General features: G+C 71.6%; 13 protein-coding genes. 10 read left to right on the forward strand and 3 right to left on the reverse strand.

Features of this window, described 5'->3' with window-relative positions:
* Window positions 1-34: 34 nt before the first annotated feature.
* From leuS to holA, 8 genes are all read left to right on the forward strand, one after another.
* Window positions 35-2,923 (forward strand): leucine--tRNA ligase, encoded by a 2,889-nt coding sequence (gene leuS, locus OG199_RS27650; RefSeq protein ID WP_401799158.1) that lies wholly within the window; start codon window positions 35-37, stop codon window positions 2,921-2,923.
* 255 nt (window positions 2,924-3,178) lie between these two features.
* Entirely contained in the window at window positions 3,179-3,901 is a 723-nt protein-coding gene (locus OG199_RS27655) for a hypothetical protein (protein ID WP_405834689.1), read from the forward strand.
* A gap of 68 nt (window positions 3,902-3,969) precedes the next feature.
* A complete protein-coding gene (locus OG199_RS27660; RefSeq protein WP_356802099.1) occupies window positions 3,970-4,815 on the forward strand; it encodes a DegV family protein in 846 nt (281 codons plus the stop codon).
* A gap of 309 nt (window positions 4,816-5,124) precedes the next feature.
* Entirely contained in the window at window positions 5,125-6,294 is a 1,170-nt protein-coding gene (locus tag OG199_RS27665; protein ID WP_405831762.1) for a helix-hairpin-helix domain-containing protein, read from the forward strand.
* A gap of 296 nt (window positions 6,295-6,590) precedes the next feature.
* Complete coding sequence (locus OG199_RS27670; protein WP_405834691.1) at window positions 6,591-9,089, forward strand: ComEC/Rec2 family competence protein; 2,499 nt, start codon at window positions 6,591-6,593, stop codon at window positions 9,087-9,089.
* 4 nt (window positions 9,090-9,093) lie between these two features.
* Window positions 9,094-9,921 (forward strand): arylamine N-acetyltransferase, encoded by an 828-nt coding sequence (locus OG199_RS27675; RefSeq protein WP_356801034.1) that lies wholly within the window; start codon window positions 9,094-9,096, stop codon window positions 9,919-9,921.
* A gap of 63 nt (window positions 9,922-9,984) precedes the next feature.
* Window positions 9,985-10,230: a hypothetical protein gene (locus OG199_RS27680; RefSeq protein WP_153290665.1), complete on the forward strand. Its 246-nt coding sequence runs from the start codon at window positions 9,985-9,987 to the stop codon at window positions 10,228-10,230.
* Between the two features lie 398 nt (window positions 10,231-10,628).
* Complete coding sequence (gene holA / locus OG199_RS27685; protein ID WP_356801032.1) at window positions 10,629-11,615, forward strand: DNA polymerase III subunit delta; 987 nt, start codon at window positions 10,629-10,631, stop codon at window positions 11,613-11,615.
* Between the two features lie 278 nt (window positions 11,616-11,893).
* On the opposite strand, the gene rpsT is transcribed toward holA, so the two are convergent.
* Window positions 11,894-12,160, reverse strand: coding sequence for a 30S ribosomal protein S20 (rpsT, locus tag OG199_RS27690; protein WP_168528058.1), 267 nt, complete (start codon window positions 12,158-12,160; stop codon window positions 11,894-11,896).
* A 224-nt stretch (window positions 12,161-12,384) separates the two neighbouring features.
* Here rpsT and lepA point away from each other — a divergent pair, with 224 nt between their 5' ends.
* Together lepA and OG199_RS27700 are read left to right on the forward strand one after the other, a co-directional pair.
* Entirely contained in the window at window positions 12,385-14,253 is a 1,869-nt protein-coding gene (gene lepA, locus OG199_RS27695) for a translation elongation factor 4 (RefSeq protein ID WP_266699108.1), read from the forward strand.
* A 226-nt stretch (window positions 14,254-14,479) separates the two neighbouring features.
* On the forward strand, window positions 14,480-16,393 hold the full coding sequence (locus tag OG199_RS27700) for an AMP-binding protein (protein ID WP_356801031.1): 1,914 nt from the start codon (window positions 14,480-14,482) through the stop codon (window positions 16,391-16,393).
* 105 nt (window positions 16,394-16,498) lie between these two features.
* Here OG199_RS27700 and OG199_RS27705 read toward each other — a convergent pair whose 3' ends face one another.
* Window positions 16,499-17,083: a two-component system response regulator gene (locus tag OG199_RS27705; protein ID WP_405831766.1), complete on the reverse strand. Its 585-nt coding sequence runs from the start codon at window positions 17,081-17,083 to the stop codon at window positions 16,499-16,501.
* Window positions 17,084-17,095: 12 nt separating this feature from the next.
* Window positions 17,096-17,776 carry a pentapeptide repeat-containing protein gene (locus OG199_RS27710; RefSeq protein WP_405831768.1) on the reverse strand — a complete coding sequence of 227 codons (681 nt, stop codon included), beginning with the start codon at window positions 17,774-17,776 and terminating at the stop codon, window positions 17,096-17,098.
* Window positions 17,777-17,844 lie beyond the last annotated feature (68 nt).

Here is a 17,844-nt window from a genome sequence, read left to right on the forward strand (position 1 = left end):
GCTGGCAGAGACGATCGATGGAGCTTTGAGGATCATGAGCGAGACGAACCCCGCTGCCGCCTCCGAGGTGGCAGCGCCGCACCGCTACACGGCCGCGATGGCCGCGGAGATCGAGGCACGCTGGCAGGACTTCTGGGACGCCGAGGGCACGTACGAGGCGCCGAACCCCAGCGGTGACCTGGCCGGTGATCCCGCGCTGGTCGCGAAGCCCAAGAAGTTCATCATGGACATGTTCCCGTACCCCTCCGGTGCGGGCCTGCACGTGGGCCACCCGCTGGGCTACATCGCCACCGACGTGTTCGCCCGCTTCCAGCGGATGACCGGTCACAACGTCCTGCACACCCTGGGCTTCGACGCCTTCGGGCTGCCCGCGGAGCAGTACGCCGTGCAGACCGGCACGCACCCGCGCGTGTCCACCGAGGCCAACATGGAGAACATGAAGGTCCAGCTGCGCGCGCTGGGCCTGGGCCACGACAAGCGCCGGTCCTTCGCGACGATCGACCCGGACTACTACAAGTGGACCCAGTGGATCTTCCTGCAGATCTTCAACTCCTGGTACGACGACGAGGCCGGCAAGGCCCGTCCGATCTCCGCGCTGATCGCCCAGTTCGAGAGCGGCGACCGCGCCGTCGCGGGCGCTGACGGCCACGCGCGCGCGTGGAACGAGCTGACCGCCGCCGAGCGCGCCGACGCCCTGAGCGAGTACCGGCTGGCGTACGCCTCCGACGCGCCCGTCAACTGGTGCCCCGGGCTGGGCACCGTACTGGCCAACGAGGAGGTCACCGCGGACGGCCGGTCCGAGCGCGGCAACTTCCCCGTCTTCAAGGCCAAGCTGCGGCAGTGGAACATGCGGATCACGGCGTACGCCGACCGCCTGCTGGACGACCTGGAAGCGCTGGACTGGCCCGAGGCCATCAAGCTGCAGCAGCGCAACTGGATCGGGCGCTCCGAAGGCGCCCGCGTCGACTTCCCGGTCGACGGCGACGCCATCACGGTCTTCACCACGCGTCAGGACACCCTGTTCGGTGCCACCTACATGGTGCTGGCCCCCGAGCACCCGCTGGTCGACAAGTTCGTCCCGGCGGCCTGGCCCGAGGGCACCCACGAGGTGTGGACCGGCGCTCACGCCACCCCGGCCGAAGCCGTCGCCGCCTACCGCGCGCAGGCCGCCTCGAAGTCGGACGTCGAGCGCCAGGCCGAGGCCAAGGACAAGACCGGCGTCTTCACCGGCGTGTACGCCACCAACCCGGTCAGCGGCGAGCGGATCCCCGTCTTCATCGCCGACTACGTACTGATGGGCTACGGCACCGGCGCCATCATGGCCGTCCCGGCGCACGACACCCGCGACTTCGCGTTCGCGCGCGCCTTCGAGCTGCCGATGCGCTGCGTCGTCGAGCCGAGCGACGACCGGGGCACCGACCCCTCGACCTGGGACGACGCCTTCGCCTCGTACGACGCGAAGATCGTCAACTCCTCGGGTGCCGAGATCTCCCTGGACGGCCTGGGCGTCGTCGAGGCCAAGGCGCGCATCACCGAGTGGCTGGCCCGCAGGGGCATCGGCGAGGGCACCGTCAACTTCCGGCTGCGCGACTGGCTGTTCAGCCGGCAGCGCTACTGGGGCGAGCCCTTCCCGATCGTCTACGACGAGGACGGTGTCGCCCACGCGCTGCCCGAGTCGATGCTGCCCCTGGAGCTGCCGGAGGTCGAGGACTACTCACCGCGCACCTTCGACCCGGACGACGCGAACACCTCCCCGGAGACGCCGCTGTCCCGCAACGAGGACTGGGTCTACGTCACCCTGGACCTGGGCGACGGCCGCGGCCCGCAGAAGTACCGCCGCGAGACCAACACCATGCCCAACTGGGCCGGTTCCTGCTGGTACGAACTGCGCTACCTGGACCCGCACAACGACCGGAAGCTGGTCGACCCGGCCATCGAGCAGTACTGGATGGGCCCGCGCGAGGGTCAGCCCACCGGGGGCGTCGACCTGTACGTCGGCGGCGCCGAGCACGCCGTGCTGCACCTGCTGTACGCGCGCTTCTGGTCGAAGGTCCTGTTCGACCTGGGCCATGTCTCCTCCGCGGAGCCGTTCCACAAGCTGTTCAACCAGGGCATGATCCAGGCCTTCGTGTACCGCGACAGCCGCGGCATCGCCGTACCGGCCGCCGAGGTGGAGGAGCGCGACGGCGCGTACTACCACCAGGGCGAGAAGGTCTCCCGGCTGCTGGGCAAGATGGGCAAGTCCCTGAAGAACGCGGTCACTCCGGACGAGATCTGCGACGAGTACGGCGCGGACACGCTGCGTCTGTACGAGATGGCGATGGGCCCCCTGGACGTGTCGCGCCCGTGGGACACGCGCGCGGTGGTCGGCCAGTACCGGCTGCTGCAGCGCCTGTGGCGCAACGTCGTGGACGAGACGACCGGTTCGGTCACCGTCGTCGAGGACGACGCGGACGAGGACACGCTGCGGGTCCTGCACAAGGCGATCGACGGCGTGCGCCAGGACCTGGAAGGCCTGCGCTTCAACACGGCCATCGCCAAGGTCACCGAGCTGAACAACCACCTGACCAAGGCGGGCGGCCCGGTGTCGCGCACGGTCGCCGAGGCACTGGTGCTGCTGATCGCGCCGCTGGCCCCGCACATCGCCGAGGAGCTGTGGCGCAAGCTGGGCCACTCGGACACGGTGGTCCACCAGGACTTCCCCGTGGCCGATCCGGCGTACGTCGTCGACGAGGCCGTGACCTGCGTCGTGCAGATCAAGGGCAAGGTCAAGGCGCGCCTGGAGGTCTCCCCGTCGATCTCCGACGCGGAGCTGGAGAAGATCGCGCTGGCCGACGAGAAGGTCGTCGCGGCGCTGGACGGCGCCGGCATCCGCAAGGTGATCGTGCGGGCGCCGAAGCTGGTGAACATCGTTACGGGCTAAGGCGGCCGGAGGGTCCGCGCGCGGGCTGCTCACAGGTGTCCATGGCGGGTTCGCGTGGACCCGCGGGCAGGTCCGCGCGCGAGTCCACGTGCGGTCTCCCCGTCCGGCGGCCCCTTCAGGGCCGGGACGTCGGGGTAGTCCCCTACGGGCAGGTTCGGGGTTCTTCCGGAACTCCGGACCTGCCCGTTGCGTTTACCGTTGAAGAGTGTCGTGGCAGCCGCCGCGACCGTCGGGAGGAGGAGCGTGGTGGAAGCCGTGATCGCAGTGATCGCTCTGCTCTTCCTGCTGTTCGTGGTCCTGGGCGCGTACGCCACGGTGAAGGTGATCGGCGCCGCCAAGCGCGGCGTGGACCGCACGATCTCGCAGGCCCGCCGCACGGTCGAGGACAGCACCCTTCGCGCCAAGACCTTCACCCAGTTCGGCCCGGCCGGCGAGATCGCCCAGCTGCGGCTGAAGCTGCGCACCTCGATGCGGGCCACGCAGGACGCGCTGCACGCGGGCGTGGGCGAGGACGAGTCCTTGAAGGAGTCCCTGGGGCTCTTCGAGCGACTCAGCGCGCACGGGCGGGAGCTGGACGACGAGCTCAAGCGCCTCGAGACGGAGCCGGACAAGGGCACCCTGGCCACGCGCCTGCCCGGACTGCGCGAGCGCACCGAGCGGATCACCGGGTCCGCGGATTCGCTGCGCTGGGCCGCGCGGGACCGGGCCCGCCGGTTCGCCGAGGACGACCTGGACTCGCTGAGCGCGCAGATCGACGTCGAAGCGGGCGCGCTGCGGCACTGGACGACCGAGCCGCAACCCACCTCCTCCTGGCCGGAGGCACCGGCTCCGGACGCGACAGCTTCCGACAGCCAGACCTGGCCGGGGCCCCCTCGACCGCGCCCGGCCGACGAGCAGACGCGTTCCGCCATCACCCCGCCGGGGCGGCGTCCCACCTACCCTTGGCAGAAGAAGCCCCGCCCCGAGAGCACGACTTGACCCGACCTGGACCCCAGGTGAGAGGGCCGGGCTGCCGTCCGGGCGCCCCGGCGGGTAACCTCCAGCTCATGTCCCGCCATGTCGCGATCGTCACCGATTCAACGGCCTACCTGCCGCCCCGGACGATGGAGCGCCACGGCATCACCGCGGTGCCCCTGACCGTGGTCCTTGGCGACCAGGCGCTCGAAGAAGGCACGGAGATCTCGGCCCGCTCCCTGGCCCAGGCACTCCAGAAGCGGCGCCCCGTCACCACGTCCCGGCCCAGCCCCGAGGTCTTCGCCGCCACCTACCGCGCGATCGCCGAGTCGGGCGCGACCGGCATCGTCTCGCTCCATCTGTCCGCCGACATCTCGGGCACCTACGACGCCGCGGTCCTCGCGGCGCGTGAGGCGCCCGTGCCCGTGCGCGTGGTGGACACGGGGATGGTCGCGATGGCGCTCGGGTTCTGCGCGCTGGCCGCGGCCCAGTCCGCGGAGGCGGGAGGCACCGTCGACGAGGCGGTCACGGCCGCGGAGAAGCGGGCCGCGGGCACCTCCACGTACTTCTACGTCGACACCCTCGACTATCTGCGCCGCGGCGGCCGGATCGGTGCGGCGCAGGCGCTGCTCGGCTCCGCGCTCGCGGTGAAGCCGCTGCTGCAACTGGACGGCGGCCGCATCGAACTCCTGGAGAAGGTACGGACAGCCTCGAAGGCGATCGCCCGGCTGGAGGAGATCGTGGTCGAACGCGCGGGCAGCGCCCAGGTCGACATCGCCGTCCATCACCTGGCCGCCCCCGAGCGGGCGTCCACCCTCGCGGACCGGTTGCGGGTACGGGTGCCGGGTCTGGCCGATCTGCATGTGAGCGAGGTCGGGGCGGTGATCGGGGCGCACACCGGGCCCGGGTTGTTGGGGGCGGTCGTCTCGCCTCGGTGAGGGCGAGGAGTTGCTGAGCCGGCCGTGCCGGCCGTGGCGTCCGTGCTGATCGCTCCGCCGTGGCGATGGTGTCGGCCGTTCGCGATCGTGCTGATTCTCCGGCCGTGACGGTTGTGTCGGCCGTGGCGTCCGTCGGCCGTCGGCGATCGTGTCGATTGAGTCGGCGGCGCCGGCCACGTCGGTACATCGAGTACGTCGGGTACGTCGGCCGTGACCCCTGCGGGTGACGGAGTTGTCCACAATTCGTCCGTGGTCCACCGGAATTGAGCAAGATCATCGCGAGCCGGCGGTGTGCCGGATCCTCGACGCATGGCACTTCGATCACGCTCACGCACAGCCACACCGACCAGTGGACCGGGGCGCGGTCCCGTCTCCGACGGCCGCACCCACCATCGCCGGTCCCACCTGCGCGGCCGCTCCCGCGCCGACGTTCGGCGCCACGACGCCCCGGCCGAGGCGCTCCGCCTGCGCGCACGGGCGCTCTTCTCTCAATCGGAGCGAGAGGAAGGGGAGTTGGGGCACGGACCGCCGGGGGTGGACCGGGACGTGGGAGCTCCGAGGGCGAGAACCTCGGCGGGGCTCGGGGTCGCCAAGGGCTGGGGCGAGAACCGGCCCTTGTGGGGTGGCGTCCCCTCGCCCGGCGGACCCTCGGGGCAAGAGGCCCCGGCATCGGACACGGGCGGTCCCGCGGGTACCGGCGTTCCCGCGCGCGGCGCGGCGGCCGAGTGGCGGCACCGGGCCGGGCTCGCCGTACGGGAGCGGATGCCGTTGTGGCTGCAGTCGAGGTGCGGCCTGGAGCGCCGGAGCGTGGCGGCGCTCGGTGTGCTGCTCGTCGTCGCCGCCGTTTTCGCTGTGCAGCACTTCTGGGCCGGCCGGACCCAGCCGGTGCGGGTTCCCGAAGCGGTGCGGGCGGTCGCTCCTCTCGGCGGACGGGAGGGGGCGGAAGGCGGAAGTGGAGTCGCGGAACCGTCGTCGGCGGAGCCGGGCGGCCCGGCCGGGGCGGCGAACACCGCGGGCCCGGCCGGGGGCGTGATCGTGGTGGACGTCAGCGGCAAGGTGCGCAGCCCTGGGCTCCAGCGCCTGCCGGCCGGGTCGCGGGTCGAGGACGCGCTGCGGGCCGCGGGCGGGGTGCGGCCAGGGACGAACACGGAGGGTCTCAACCGCGCACGCCTCCTGGTGGACGGCGAACAGGTCGTCGTCGGGGCTCCCGCACCCGCGGCCGGGCCGGCCACCGGCGGCTCCCTCACCGGTGGTGCGGGCGGAGCCGGCTCCGGGGCGGCGCCATCGGCTCCGGTCTCCCTCAACACGGCCACCGTGGAGCAGCTCGACACCCTCCCCGGTGTCGGCCCGGTGCTCGCCCAGCACATCATCGAGTACCGCACCGAGCACGGGGGTTTCCGCTCGGTCGACGAGCTCCGCGAGGTCAAGGGAATCGGGGACCGCCGGTTCGCCGATCTGCAGAATCTCGTGCGGCCGTGAGCGGGCCCACGCGTCGCTCTGAGCGGACGGCCTCGGACCGGACCGTGTCCACGACCCGGACCGTCCCCGCGACCCGGACCGTCCCCGCGACCCGGACCGTCCCCGAGCCTCGGAACACCCCCGAGACCGGGGACCTCCATGACGACCGGGACCGCCGCGCCGAAGGGGTCCTCCGTGACGACGGGAGCACGCGCGAGACAGAGATCATCCGCCAGGGAGGTGAGAGTCACGGGGCCAACACCCGCGGTGCGACGACGCGCCGGGCCGTGCACGCGGCCTCCGGCAGGCGGCTGGGCATGGCGCATCCTCAGGAGGAAGGGCCGGCGGACCTGCGACTCGTGCCGCCCGCGCTGGCGGCCTGGGTGACGGCGGCGCTGACGCTGGACGCGCCGGTCGGCTGGACCACGGGCGTGGTGGTGGGCTGCGTGGCCGTGGCCTGCGCCCTGCTGGCGACGGGACGGAGGCGCACGCGCGGCACGGGCCGACGGGGCGGACCGCGGCCACGGGCGACGCCGCGGGTATGGCCGAGGACGTCCGCCGCCGCCGTGCTGCTCTGCGCCGCGGCAGCCGCCACCTCCGCGGGGCTGCACGGGGCGGATGTGCGCCGTGGGCCGGTCCCGTCCCTGGCGCGGCAGTTCGCCCGGGTGACCGTCGAGGCGGAGATCACCTCCGACGCACGGCTCACCCGGCCCCGGATCAAGGGGGACCACGCGGCTCCCACCGCCGTGCTGTTCGACGCCGAGATCCGGCGGGTGACGCGGGCGGACGGGAGCGGGCGAGACGTGGAGACGCGTACGCCGGTGCTGGTGATCGTCGACGCGAGGTCGCCCAGAGGCTCGCCCGGGCCGGCCGGCCGGCGGTCGCCCTGGTTGTCGCTCCTACCGTCCACCCGGGTGCGGGTGGCGGGGCGGCTGGCGCCCGCGGAGTCGGACGGGGACCGGGTCGCGGCGGTGCTGCGGGTACGGGGGAGCGGGCCACCGGAGGTGGTGGGGGAGCCGTCCGGGCCGCAGCGGTTCGCCGGTCGGCTGCGCGAGGGACTGCGGCAGGCGACCGGCGGACTGGAAGCGGACGCGCGGGCCCTCCTGCCGGGGCTGGTGGTGGGGGACACCGCACGGGTCACGCCGGAGCTGGACGACGCGTTCAAGGCGACCGATCTCACGCATCTGCTCGCGGTCAGCGGCGGCAACCTCACGATCCTGCTGGCCCTGTTCATCGGACCGCCCGGCCTCGCCCAGCGTGCCGAGCGACGCGGCCTCGCACCACGGCTCGGCGTTCCGCTGCGGACGACCGCGCTGCTGGGCGGCGCGGTCACGCTCGGCTTCGTGATCGTCTGCCGGCCCGATCCGAGCGTGCTGCGGGCCGCGGCCTGTGGCGCGGTCACTCTGCTCGCCGTCGCGACCGGACGCCGTAGATCACTGATCCCCGCGCTGGCCACGGCCGTACTGCTACTGGTGCTGTACGACCCCTGGCTGGCCCGTAGCTACGGCTTCCTGCTCTCCGTCCTGGCGACCGGTGCCCTGCTCACGCTCGCCCCGCGCTGGAGTGCGGCGCTACGCAGGCGCCGGGTGCCACCGCGGCTGGCCGAGGCGCTCGCGGCTGCCGGAGCCGCGCAGGCACTGTGCGCACCGGTCGTCGCCGTGCTGTCGGCACGGGTGAGCCTGGTGGCGGTGCCGTGCAATCTGCTCGCGGAGTTCGCCGTCGCGCCGGCCACCGTGCTGGGATTCGCGACGCTGGCGACCGCCCCGCTCGTCCCTGCGGTCGCCAAGGCGTCGGCGTGGTGCGCGAGTTGGCCCACCCGGTGGATCGCGGACATCGCCCGAGCCGGTGCGGCCCTGCCCGGTGGGGCCGTGGACTGGCCGGGAAGCTGGGTGGGGGCGGTGCTGCTCGCCCTGGTCACGGCGGTCGTCGTGCTCGTCGGCCGACGGCTCCTGAAGCGTCCGTGGGCGATCGGTGTGTGCCTCGTCGTGTTCCTGCTCATCGTGGTGCGGCCGGCACCCCTCACCAGGGTGATCACGGGATGGCCGCCGCCCGGCTGGCGGTTCGCGATGTGCGACGTCGGGCAGGGCGACGCGACGGTGCTGGCGGCGGGCGACGGCACCGCGGTGGTGGTGGACGCCGGACCGGACCCGGGACTGGTCGACCACTGCCTCAGCGCGCTCGGGGTCACCCGGATTCCACTCGTCGTACTCACGCACTTCCACGCCGACCATGTGGCGGGGCTGCCGGGGGTGTTGCGCGGTCGTTCCGTGGGGGCGATCGAGACGACCGGGTTCCAGGAGCCGCCGGACCAGGCCGAGTTCGTCCGACGGGAGGCGGCCGCGCGGCACATCTTGGTGACACGGGCCGTGGCCGGGGAGCGACGGCGGACGGGAAGCCTCGAATGGCAGGTGCTGTGGCCGGGGCCGAGCCCGCCGGGCCCTGTGCCGGACGGTCCGAACGACGCCAGCGTCGCCCTGCTCGTGCGCGCGGCCGGACTGCGGATGCTGCTCCTGGGGGACCTCGAACCACCGGCCCAGCGGGCGCTGTTGAGGTCGCCCGTCGCCGCCGGGCTGGCGGCCGTGGATGTGCTCAAGGTCGCCCATCACGGCTCGGCCTACCAGGATCCGGAGCTCATACGGAGGGCAGCTCCGCGCATCGCTCTGATCTCCTGCGGGAGGGACAACCCGTACGGGCATCCCGCTCCCGGCACGGTCGCGGCGCTGCGTGCGGGGGGCGCCGTGGTGCTGCGGACGGACGAGGACGGGGCACTGGCTGTCGTCGGTGCGGGCGCGGAGCTGGGCGTGGCGAGAGACTGAGGTCATGAATTCCGCACAGGCTGATGCCTACCTCCGCCGGATCGGGGCCCAGCACCCGGCGTGGCCCACCTCCGGGGTGCTGCGTGAGCTGCACCTCCGCCACCTCAAGACGGTGCCGTTCGAGAACCTGTCCATCCATCTCGGCGAGGAGATCGTGCTGGAGGAGAAACGCCTGCTGGACAAGGTGGTCGGCGCCCGCAGGGGAGGTTTCTGCTACGAACTGAACGGCCTGTTCGGGGCGTTGCTGGGGGCGTTGGGCTTCGATGTGACGCTTCTCTCGGCGCGGGGGTACGGGGAAGAAGGGCGGCTGGGGATTCCCTACGACCACCTCGCGTTGCGGGTGCGGACGGTGGACGGGGGCGACTGGCTTGCCGACGTCGGCTTCGGGGCGCACAGCCACTATCCGCTGGCTTTCGGGGAGCGGAGCGAACAGGCGGACCCGGGCGGCACGTTCAGGGTCGTCGAGGCGGGACCCGACGCGGCGGGGGTGCGGGGAGTCGGAGGGCGACGGGAGGCCGAGGACCTGGACGTCATCCGGGACGCCGGGCCGCAGTACCGCCTGGAGGTGCGGCCGCGGGTGCTCGGGGACTTCGTGGCGGGTGCCTGGTGGCACAGCACCTCGCCGATGTCGCATTTCGGCCGCTCGACGGTGTGTTCGCGGGTCACGGAGGACGGAGGGCGGATCACGCTCAGCGGCCGGAGCCTGACGGTGACGGCGGCGGACGGGACGAAGGAGGTGACGGAGCCGGCCACGGACGAGGAGGTGCTGGCGATCTACCGGGAGCGCTTCGGGATCGAACTGGACCAGGTGCCGGAGGTGCGGAAGTCCTGACCGGATCCGGCGCCATGACGGACCCGGGCGTCGGCCCGGCCGGACGTAGCGGAAAATGTCCTCGTGAGTGACGTGAGACATGTGTTGGTGCTGCCCGACCGCGACGCGGCGGAAGAGGCGGCGGAGGCGGTCGGCGACCGGTTCGGGCTCGCGGAGGAACCGCAGCTCGTCAGGGACGCGCTGGCCGGTGAGGACGACGCCGAGGACGCGCAGTGGCTGGTGGTCCTGACGGATTCCGAGGAGCGGCTCGATCCGAAGGAGCTGGACGAGTTCGCCGCGGAGTGGGACGGCTGGCGCGAGGAACCGTAAAGGTCCGCCGGTTCAGGCTCCGCCGCGTCAGGCTCCGCTGGGGTGCTGGGGTGCTGGGGTGCTGGGGTGCTGGGGTGCCGGGGAGCAGGAGCTGCCGGGGTGCCGACGGGGCGGGGGTCACGGGGGTGCGGGGGTGCCGCGTGCCGGGCGGGGGCGCACGACGCGGGAGTGCGGACGCGTGGATGTGCGGACATGTGGACGTGTGGCTGGTGCGTCGGCCGCGCGATGGCCTTGGACGGGGGACGCCGTGCGGGGCGTGCGGGTGGTGCGTCGGCTGCGCGGATGCCGTCGGCGGGGCACGCGTCGTCCGACCCCTCGCGCGTCGCCGGGGGCACCGGTGCCGGCCGGGCCCGACTGTGCGGCGTTTGGTGTCAGTGGCGCGTGGGATGCTGTCAGGGATGGCCAAGAAGACCGCACAAGACGACCCTCTCGCCCCCCTCACGCTCGCCGTGGGCCAGGAGGATCTCCTGCTCGACCGTGCCGTGCAGGAGGTGGTGGCCGCCGCCAGGGCCGCCGACGCCGACACGGACGTCCGGGACCTCACCCCGGACCAGTTGCAGCCCGGCACGCTCGCGGAGCTGACGAGTCCGTCACTCTTCTCCGAGCGCAAGGTCGTGGTCGTACGCAATGCGCAGGATCTGTCGGCCGACACCGTCAAGGACGTGAAGGCGTATCTGGGCGCGCCGGCCGAGGAGATCACCCTCGTGCTGCTGCACGCGGGCGGAGCCAAGGGCAAGGGGCTGCTCGACGCCGCGCGCAAGGTGGGGGCCCGGGAGGTGGCGTGCCCCAAGATGACGAAGCCGGCGGACCGGCTGGCGTTCGTGCGGAGCGAGTTCAGAGCGCTGGGGAGGTCCGCGACACCGGAGGCCTGCCAGGCGCTCGTCGACTCCATCGGAAGTGATCTGAGGGAGCTGGCGTCCGCGGTGTCCCAGCTGACCGCGGATGTCGAAGGGACGATCGACGAGGCCGTCGTCGGCCGGTACTACACGGGGCGGGCCGAGGCGTCGAGCTTCACCGTGGCCGATCGGGCCGTGGAGGGGCGGGCGGCGGAGGCGTTGGAGGCGCTGCGCTGGTCCCTGTCGACCGGGGTCGCGCCGGTCCTGATCACCAGTGCGCTGGCGCAGGGTGTGCGGGCGATCGGGAAGCTGTCCTCCGCGCGCGGGGGCCGCCCGGCCGATCTCGCCCGCGAGCTGGGGATGCCGCCGTGGAAGATCGACCGGGTGCGGCAGCAGATGCGGGGCTGGACGCCGGACGGGGTGGCTGTCGCGCTGCGGGCGGTCGCCGAGGCGGATGCCGGGGTCAAGGGCGGCGGGGATGACCCCGAGTACGCGCTGGAGAAGGCGGTCGTGGCCATCGCCCGGGCGGCTCGGTCCCGACGGGGCTAGGACTTTCGACAGAACTCTTCGACAGAACTCTTCGGTAGGCCTTTCGACGGGACTTTCGGCGGGACTCCTCGACAAGGCACCCGACAGGACAGAGGCACCCGACAAGGCAAAGGCCCCGCTCCCCCTCCTGGGGAAGGAGGTCGAGCGGGGCCCTCGGTTCAAGCCTGTGGATCCGTGCCCGCGTGGCGAACGCAGGCCGCGCACGGATCCGGGGGTGCCGGTCAGGAGCGGATGAGAGGGCCCGCTTGGTCCCTTCCGGCGGTCAAGTCGAGTAGGACTCAGCCCTTGAGGGCAACGACCTTCGAAGCAAGCGCCGACTTCTTGTTGGCGGCCTGGTTCTTGTGGATGACGCCCTTCGAGACGGCCTTGTCGAGCTGGCGCGACGCGGCGCGCGTGTACTCGGTGGCCTTCTCGACGTCACCCGCGGCAGCAGCCTCGCGGGCCTTGCGGATCGCGGTCTTCAGAGAGGACTTGACGGCCTTGTTGCGCAGCCGGGCCTTCTCGTTGGTCTTGATCCGCTTGATCTGGGACTTGATGTTCGCCACGAATGAGCCTTTACAGGTTCAGGCGCGCGAGACAGCACGTCTCGCCCGCCGTTTGATTTCCTTGGGGTGTGCCTCCTGCAGAGAGGGCATGAGACACAGCCACCCAGGCTACCAGCCGCCGCACGACCGGCCCAAACCGGTCGCAGTTCCCCACCCGTGGGACCATGGAGCCTACGTATCGATCCGACCCGAGGCGACAGGCGCCTCAAGAGACAGGACCCTGCGTGCCCGCGACCCCTAACAATGTGCCCGAGCCGAGCCGTACCGCCCCGGCTCTGATCCGCAATTTCTGCATCATCGCGCACATCGACCACGGCAAGTCCACGCTCGCCGACCGCATGCTCCAGCTGACCGGGGTGGTTGATCAGCGGCAGATGCGCGCTCAGTACCTCGACCGCATGGACATCGAGCGCGAGCGTGGGATCACGATCAAGTCCCAGGCGGTCCGGCTGCCCTGGGCGCCCTCCGAGGATCCGGGCAGTACGCACATCCTCAACATGATCGACACCCCCGGGCACGTCGACTTCACCTACGAGGTGTCCCGGTCCCTCGCGGCCTGCGAGGGCACGGTCCTGCTTGTCGACGCGGCCCAGGGCATCGAGGCGCAGACTCTCGCCAACCTCTACCTGGCGATGGAGAACGACCTCAAGATCATCCCCGTACTGAACAAGATCGACCTGCCGGCCGCCCAGCCGGAGAAGTTCTCCGAGGAGCTCGCCAACCTCATCGGGTGCGACCCCGACGACGTACTGAAGGTCTCCGCCAAGACCGGTCTGGGCGTCGAGGCCCTGCTGGACAAGGTCGTCGCCGAGATCCCGGCGCCGGTGGGTGTCCAGGACGCCCCGGCCCGCGCGATGATCTTCGACTCGGTCTACGACTCCTACCGGGGCGTCGTGACGTACGTACGTGTCATCGACGGGCAGCTCAACAAGCGTGAGCGCATCCGGATGATGTCCACGGGCGCCACGCACGAGCTCCTGGAGATCGGGACCAACTCGCCGGAGATGCTTCCGGCCGACGGGCTCGGTGTCGGCGAGGTGGGCTACCTGATCACCGGCGTGAAGGACGTCCGCCAGTCCAAGGTCGGTGACACCATCACCACCCTGCACGGGGGTGCGACCGAGGCGCTCGGCGGATACAAGGACCCCAAGCCCATGGTCTTCTCCGGGCTGTATCCGCTCGACGGGTCCGACTACCCCGAACTGCGTGACGCCCTCGACAAGCTGCAGCTCAACGACGCCGCTCTGGTGTACGAGCCGGAGACCTCGGCGGCGCTCGGCTTCGGCTTCCGCGTCGGCTTCCTGGGCCTGCTGCACCTGGACGTGATCCGCGAGCGGCTGGAGCGCGAGTTCGGGCTCGACCTGATCGCCACCGCGCCCAACGTGGTCTACCGGGTGCTCATGGAGGACGGGAGCGAGCACACGGTCACCAACCCGAGCGAGTTCCCCGAGGGCAAGATCAACGACGTGTACGAGCCCGTCGTACGCGCCACGATCCTCGCGCCCTCCGAGTTCATCGGCTCGATCATGGAGCTGTGCCAGACCCGGCGCGGCACCCTGCTCGGCATGGACTACCTCTCCGAGGACCGCGTCGAGATCCGCTACACACTGCCGCTCGCGGAGATCGTCTTCGACTTCTTCGACCAGCTGAAGTCCAAGACCCGCGGCTACGCCTCGCTCGACTACGAGCCCACCGGCGAGCAGACCTCGAGCCTGGTCAAGGTCGACATCCTGCTGCACGGCGACAAGGTGGACGCCTTCTCGGCGATCACGCACAAGGACCAGGCGTACGCGTACGGTGTCCGGCTCGTCGCCAAGCTGCGCGAGCTGATCCCGCGGCAGGCCTTCGAGGTGCCGATCCAGGCGGCCATCGGCTCCCGTGTGATCGCCCGCGAGACCATTCGCGCCATCCGCAAGGACGTCCTCGCCAAGTGCTACGGCGGTGACATCTCCCGTAAGCGGAAGCTGCTGGAGAAGCAGAAGGAGGGCAAGAAGCGGATGAAGATGGTGGGCTCTGTGGAAGTTCCGCAAGAAGCCTTCATCGCCGTGCTGTCCAGCGACGACAGCGGTGGCGCGGCCAAGGGCAAGAAGTAGTCGCCCAGGGTAGGCCGATTCGCCGATTTCAAGGGCCCGTTGCGCTTTCGCGTGGCGGGCCCTCGCGCATGCGTACCGTCGCTCTCTGTAGGAAGTGACAGGACGCCGCCTCTTACGCACCGGCCGGACGCGCTCTACTCTGATCACTGCTCGATAGTTACTCGCGAGTTAAACAACAGCCGCAATGAGCCAGCCAGCCGCGTTGTCGCGGGCCCCGGAGGATGTCGTGAGCGACACACAGACCCTGATCGAGAACCGTCCGCCGTCCGTGGCGGCCCTCTTCCTGGAGCGCGTGGCGGCCACGCCGGACGCCGAGGCCTACCGCTACCCCGTGCCGGCCGCCCCCGCGGCCCCGGCCTCGCCCGAGCGGGCGGGTGCCCCCGCCGGTCAGGGCGCGGACGAGTGGAAGTCGCTGAGCTGGGCGCAGGCCGCCGAGCGGGTCTTCGCCATCTCGGCCGGACTGATCGAACTGGGTGTGCAGCCGGAGCAGCGCGTCGCGCTCGCCTCCTCCACGCGGGTCGAGTGGATCCTCGCCGACCTCGGCATCATGTGCGCGGGCGCGGCCACGACGACGATCTACCCCCAGACGAACGCCGGGGAGTCCGCGTTCATCCTCTCCGACTCGGGCAGCCGGGTCCTGGTCGCCGAGGACGCGGCCCAGCTCGCCAAGGTGCGCGAGAAGCGCGCCGAACTGCCCGAGCTGACGCATGTGGTCGTCATCGACCCGGCCGGCGTCGAGACCGGCGACGACGTCCTGTCCCTGGCCGAGCTGGAGTCGCGCGGCGCCGCGTACCTGGAGAAGAACCCCGAGCTGATCGAGGAGCGGGTCGGCGCGATCACCGCCGACCAGCTCGCCACCCTCATCTACACCTCCGGCACCACGGGCCGCCCCAAGGGGGTCCGCCTCCCGCACGACAACTGGGCGTACATGGCGAAGGCCATCGCCTCGACCGGACTCCTCGGCCCCGACGACGTGCAGTACCTCTGGCTGCCGCTCGCCCATGTCTTCGGCAAGGTGCTCACCTCCGGCCAGATCGAGGTCGGGCACGTCACCGCCGTCGACGGCCGGGTGGACAAGATCATCGAGAATCTGCCGGTGGTGCAGCCGACGTACATGGCGGCCGTCCCGCGCATCTTCGAGAAGGTCTACAACGGGGTCGCGGCCAAGGCACGGGCCGCCGGCGGCGCCAAGTACAAGATCTTCCAGTGGGCCGCCGAGGTCTCCCGCGAGTACGCGAAGGCCGGTCAGGACAACTTCCGCCGCACCGGCACCGCCTCCGTGCCCTTCGCGCTCGCCGCCAAGCACAAGGTCGCGGACGCGCTCGTGTTCTCCAAGATCCGCGAGGCCTTCGGCGGCAGGCTGCGCGCCTGCGTCTCCGGCAGCGCGGCCCTGGCCCCCGAGATCGGCTACTTCTTCGCGGGCGCCGGCATCCACATCCTGGAGGGGTACGGCCTCACGGAGTCCTCCGCCGCCTCGTTCGTGAACCCCGGCGAGGCCTACCGCACCGGCACGGTCGGCAAGCCGCTGCCCGGCACCGAGGTGCGCATCGCGGACGACGGCGAGATCCTGCTGCGCGGCCCCGGCATCATGGAGGGCTATCACGGGCTGCCGGAGAAGACCGCCGAGGTCCTGGAGGCGGACGGCTGGTTCCACACCGGTGACATCGGCGAGCTGTCCCCCGACGGCTACCTCCGCATCACCGACCGCAAGAAGGACCTCATCAAGACGTCCGGCGGCAAGTACATCGCGCCCGCCGAGGTCGAGGGCCAGTTCAAGGCGGTCTGCCCGTACGTCTCCAACATCCTCGTGCACGGCGCCGACCGGAACTTCTGCACCGCCCTCATCGCGCTCGACGAGCCGTCGATCCTGGAGTGGGCGAAGGAGAACGGGCTGGAGGGCAGGTCGTACGCGGACGTCGTGGCCGCGCCCGTCACCGTCGAGCTGATCGAGGGCTATGTGAAGGAGCTCAACAGCGGCCTCCAGCGCTGGCAGACGATCAAGAAGTTCCGTCTACTGCCGCGTGACCTCGACGTCGAGCACGGGGAGATCACCCCGAGCCTGAAGCTGAAGCGGCCGGTCGTGGAGCGGGAGTACAAGGGGCTGATCGAGGAGATGTACGCCGGTACGCGCGAGGCGTGAGCCCGGGGCGGCCGGACCGCTCGCCGGCCTCGGGTCCGCCGTGGCCGGCCGCGCGGTTCCCGGCGCCGCGTCCCGTCCCTCGCGGCGGGCGGTCGCCCGCGTCCGTCACGGGGCGCGGGTGCCGGTCACCCGCGCCACCAGATGCTGCAGTTCTCGCACCTGTCTGCGCAGGTCCGGCACGTTCGGGGGGTCCTCGGTCGCCAACTGCCTCTCCAGGGCCGCCAGTCGCGCGCTGATCCGGGCGGCGTGGGTGTGTTCCCGCGCCAGCAGCCGTTCCAGCTGGCGGTTCTTGCGGTGCAGGTCCAGGAACACGGTGACCTTGGCGCGCAGCACCCAGGGGTCGAACGGCTTCGTCAGATAGTCCGCGGCGCCGGTCGCGTAACCGCGGAAGGCGTAGCCCGCGTCGGCGTCGGTGCCGGTCAGGAAGATGATGGGGACGTCCTTGGTCTGGTCGAGCCGCTTGATGTTCGCGGCGGTCTCGAAGCCGTCCATGCCGGGCATGCGGATGTCCAGGAGGACGACGGCGAAGCGTTGCCGCAGCAGCGCCTTCATCGCCTCCTCGCCCGAACGCGCGCGCACCAACGGCTCGTTGAGGGACCCCAGGACGGCCTCCAGGGCGATCAGGTTGTCCTCCATGTCGTCGACCAGGAGGATGCTGGCGCGCTCGTCGGTCGTTTCCTCAGCGCTCATGGTGACGGTGCCTCACTCGGTCGCCGGCGGGACCGCGGCCTCCCCGGTCGTGCTCGGTCCCGGAGCGACGGGTCCGGGAAGGCTGCCGTCCCGCGCTGCGAGCTGGGCCACCGCCGTCGCGACCCGTGCGGTGTGGCGGACGGGCGAGGGCAGGTCGTCCGCCTGGTAGTCGCGCGCGACGCCGCTGAGTCGGGCGCCGCTGAGTGGTGCGCCGTGGAGTCGGGCGCCGCTGAGTGGTGCGCCGCGGAGTCGTGCCCTGCGGAGTCGTGCGCCGCGGAGTCGGCGGATCCGGTCGTGCGGGTCGGCCCGCCGGGTGAGGCCGGCGCCTGCCACCGCCTCGAGGACACGCTTCGTGTTCGCGGCGGGTGCCGCCAGGGCGTGGAGCGACTGGCTCACGTCCTCGGCACGGGTCGTCCGGCCGCCCTGTCCCGGACGCGCGGACGGCCGCTCGTGCCGCGCCGACTCCTCCCGCACCGGCCGCACTTGCGTGTGGCGCGGGACGCCGCGGTCCATGATCCGGTGGAACGCCGTGCCGAGCTCCGCGGCCGGGCCGTACCCCGTGCCCGGCACCTCGGTGAAGCCGCCGTCGTGCGCGGCGAGCAGCGGACGTGGAGCGGACGCTCGGATCCGGCCGTCTGCGAATGCCCGATTCTGTCCTTCTTCGAGCACGCGCGTAGCACTGTTCTCACTCATGGCGGCCCACTTCGGTAACTCGGTGCTTATGGGCGGGGCCAGTCTGTCACTCTGTCCGTGTCGCCTGA

Origin of the sequence: Streptomyces sp. NBC_01176 (assembly GCF_045039825.1) — a bacterium.
Taxonomy (GTDB): domain Bacteria; phylum Actinomycetota; class Actinomycetes; order Streptomycetales; family Streptomycetaceae; genus Streptomyces.